The 3,022-nt window shown below is 75.1% G+C and carries 2 protein-coding genes; one reads left to right on the top strand and one right to left on the bottom strand.

The genetic code is table 11. From position 1 onward, the window contains the following. Positions 1–1,719 (top strand): DUF6541 family protein (locus MR1_RS20320; protein ID WP_067250763.1); only part of this gene is annotated, 1,719 nt, incomplete at its 5' end. 12 nt (positions 1,720–1,731) lie between these two features. On the opposite strand, the gene MR1_RS20465 is transcribed toward MR1_RS20320, so the two are convergent. After that, a partial coding sequence (locus tag MR1_RS20465; protein WP_067250760.1) for a polysaccharide deacetylase family protein occupies positions 1,732–3,022 on the bottom strand: 1,291 nt, incomplete at its 5' end.

The raw sequence follows: 3,022 nt of genomic DNA, 5'->3' as shown, positions 1-3,022 counted from the left end.
GGCCCGGCGGACGGCCATGCCTCCGCGGCGAGCGCCCGGACCGGGCTCGGCCGCCTCGCGTTCGGCGGCGCGCTCGTGATCGCCGTCGGTCTGCTGACCTGGCGGGTGACCGAGGCGCTGATCGGCCCTCGGAACTTCTCGCAGCGCTTCGACATCGTCTTCCACCTCAACGGCGTGCGGCGCACGCTCGACACCGGCGACGGCTCGTCGCTGACCATGGGCGTGCTCATGGGCCACGCCGACGGCGTGCTGGCGTTCTACCCCGCGGGGTGGCACGATCTGGTCGCCCTCGTCGCACAGACCCTGCCGGCGGGCCCCTGGCAGATCCCGCTCGCGATCAGTGCCGCCAACGTCGCCCTCGCCGCGGTCGTCTGGTCCGTCGGCGTGCTCGCGCTCACCCGGGCGATCGCAGGACCGCGCCCCCGCGTTCTCCTCTTCGCGGGCGTGTTCGCCGCCGCCTTCACGGTCTTCCCGCTGCGGCTGCTGGAGTGGGGCACCGTGCTGCCGTACTTCTGCGGCGTCGCGCTGGCCCCCGGGGTGCTCGCCCTCGTGCTGTCCGCTCTCCGCCTCGCCCGCGCCGACCGGTCCTCCTGGCTCGGCGCGCTCCTGCTCGGTGTGCTCGCCGCGGCCGGACTGGCGTTCTGCCATCCCAGCGTCGCCGTCGCCGTGATCGGACTCTCGGTCCCGGCCGTCGGTGCCGCGATCGTCCGCTGGGCGCGGATCCGTCGCGCCGCCGGACGCGGACCGCTGCTCCCGGTCCTCGCAGCGGCGGGGACGGTGATCGCCGTGGTCGGCGTGTGGATCGTCACCCGGCCGCGCAACGGGTTCCCGGGATGGGAGACGCCGCACACGCTCGGCAAGGCCGTCCTCGGATTCCTGGCTTCCGCTCCGGTCGGCGGTCCGGTGGCCGTCGCCGCCGCGGGCTGCATCGCGGTGGCCGTCGTCGTCATCGCCGTGCGCCGGCGCGACCTGCTCTGGCTGGCGCTGTCCTACGCCGTCGCCGGGTTCCTGTACGTCGTCGTGACGGGGTTTCCGCGCTCGGCGTTCCGCACGGCGGTGACCGGCCCCTGGTACGAGGACTGGTTCCGGATCGCGGGTCTTCTCGCGATCCCGGCGGTGCCGCTGGCCGCCCTCGGCGCCGCCGCGATCGTCTCCGCCGCCACCGCGGCCATCGGCCGCCTCCGCGGTGCGCCCTTGCCCGCGCTCGCGCCCGCCGTGACCGTCCTGGCGGTCGTCGCGCTGATCCCGCTCACGCAGGTCCGGGTGATCGACCACGAGGTGGGCATGACGCGGAACGCGTACGTGCTGACCGAGGACGCGGACCTCGTCGGCCCCGGGGAGATCGCGTTCATGCAGCGCGTCGCCGGCGTCGTCCCCGACGGCCAGATCGTCGCGAACAACCCCTATGACGGCAGCGCCGAGCTCTACGCGTTCGCCGGCGTCCCCGTGCTCATCCCGCACCTCAACTACACCTACTCCGAGGACGACCTGCTGCTCATGGCGGACCTCGTCCACGCCCCCTCCCGCCCGGACGTGTGCGCCGCCCTGGAGCGCACCGGCGTGCGGTGGGTGATCCAGCTCGGCCGGGTCGTCGGCGGGTTCCCGGAGGCGGAACGCTACCCGGGGATCGGGACGGTGACCGGCGGCCCCGGATTCGAGGAGGTCCTCGCCGACGGCGAGCGACGCCTGTTCCGCATCACCGCCTGCGGCCTCGGCTGAGGCCCCGACGCGTCAGGGCATCACGCAGCTGCGCCCGGTGTCCCCGGTCCCCTCGCCGAGGCACGCGTACTCCTCGCCCGCGACCAGGTCGATGCCGGCGAACAGCTGAGGGACCGTGACGAACGTGTAGCCGCGCTCCCGGAGCGTGTCGATGAGCTCCTGCTGTCCGGCGATCGTGGACGGATGCACGTCGTGCATGAGCACGACGCCCCCGGGCTCGATCCGGTCCAACACGCGCGGCACGAACACGGCCGGATCCAGGCTCTCCCAGTCGAAGCTGTCGACGCTCCAGAAGATCAGCGGTTTGCCCGCGGCCTCCCGCGCGGCTCCGCCCTCGGAGCCGTAGGGGGCGCGCACCGACGTCGGCGCCGGGACCCCGGCCGCGACCACCGCCTCGTCCGTCGCCGCGAGCTGCTCGCGGACCGCCTCGGCGGGGATCAGCGCGAGGTCGGCGTGATCCCACGTGTGGTTCTCGATCGCGTGACCGGCCGCGGCCGCGCGGCGCACGATCCCCGGGTGGGCGGCGGCGTCGCGCCCCTCGACGAAGAACGTCGCCGGGACCCGGGCCGCGTCGAGGAGATCGAGCAGCTGCGGCGTCGTGACGGGATCCGGCCCGTCGTCGTAGGTCAGCGCGACGCACGCGATCAGCGTGCAGGGCACGTGCGGGGCCGCGCCGTCCTCGGGACCGGCGAACGGCGCGGTCCCCTGGGCCGCGGCCTGGACCTCCCGCCCGGCGTCCGTGAGCATCGCCCGCGCCTCGTCCGCCGGCAGACCCGCGACAGATCCCTCGCCGAACACGATCCCGCCGTCCCGGTCGAACGAGAGGCCGTCCAGCGCCGCGGCGCCGACGCGCTCGGTCAGCGCGTCCCGCGCCTCCTCGGTCAGCAGGTCTCGCCCGCCCCAGGCCCCGCCGCGGGTGTTCGCGAACACAGTCCGCCAGGCGACATCGTCCTCGCGCCGCGCGCTCAGGCGCACGCCCAGGACGGTCCCCCGGTCCTGGACGACGGTGCCGTCGATGCGCAGCGCGGGCTCGGCCAGCTCCCCCGCGGCGATCCCCCCGGCGTCCGGGAGCCGTGCGGCGAAGCCCGGATGGTCGGCCTCGATCTGCGCGCGGACGAAGCCGTCGACCCGGCGGTTGAACTCCTCCGCACCGTCGAGCACGATCCACCGGCCCTGGAATCCGAGCTCCGCACTGGCATAGGCGACCTCCCGCGGCTGCGTGCCCGACGGGGCCGCCGATGGGGCCGTCGTCGCGGTCGGCGACGAGGCCGGCGTCGGCCGGGCGCCCTGCGACGAGGGGACC

Source organism: Microbacterium resistens NBRC 103078, from assembly GCF_001552355.1.
In the GTDB taxonomy this organism is placed as follows: Bacteria; Actinomycetota; Actinomycetes; order Actinomycetales; family Microbacteriaceae; genus Microbacterium; species Microbacterium resistens.
This window is presented reverse-complemented; position numbering and strand designations above follow the sequence as displayed.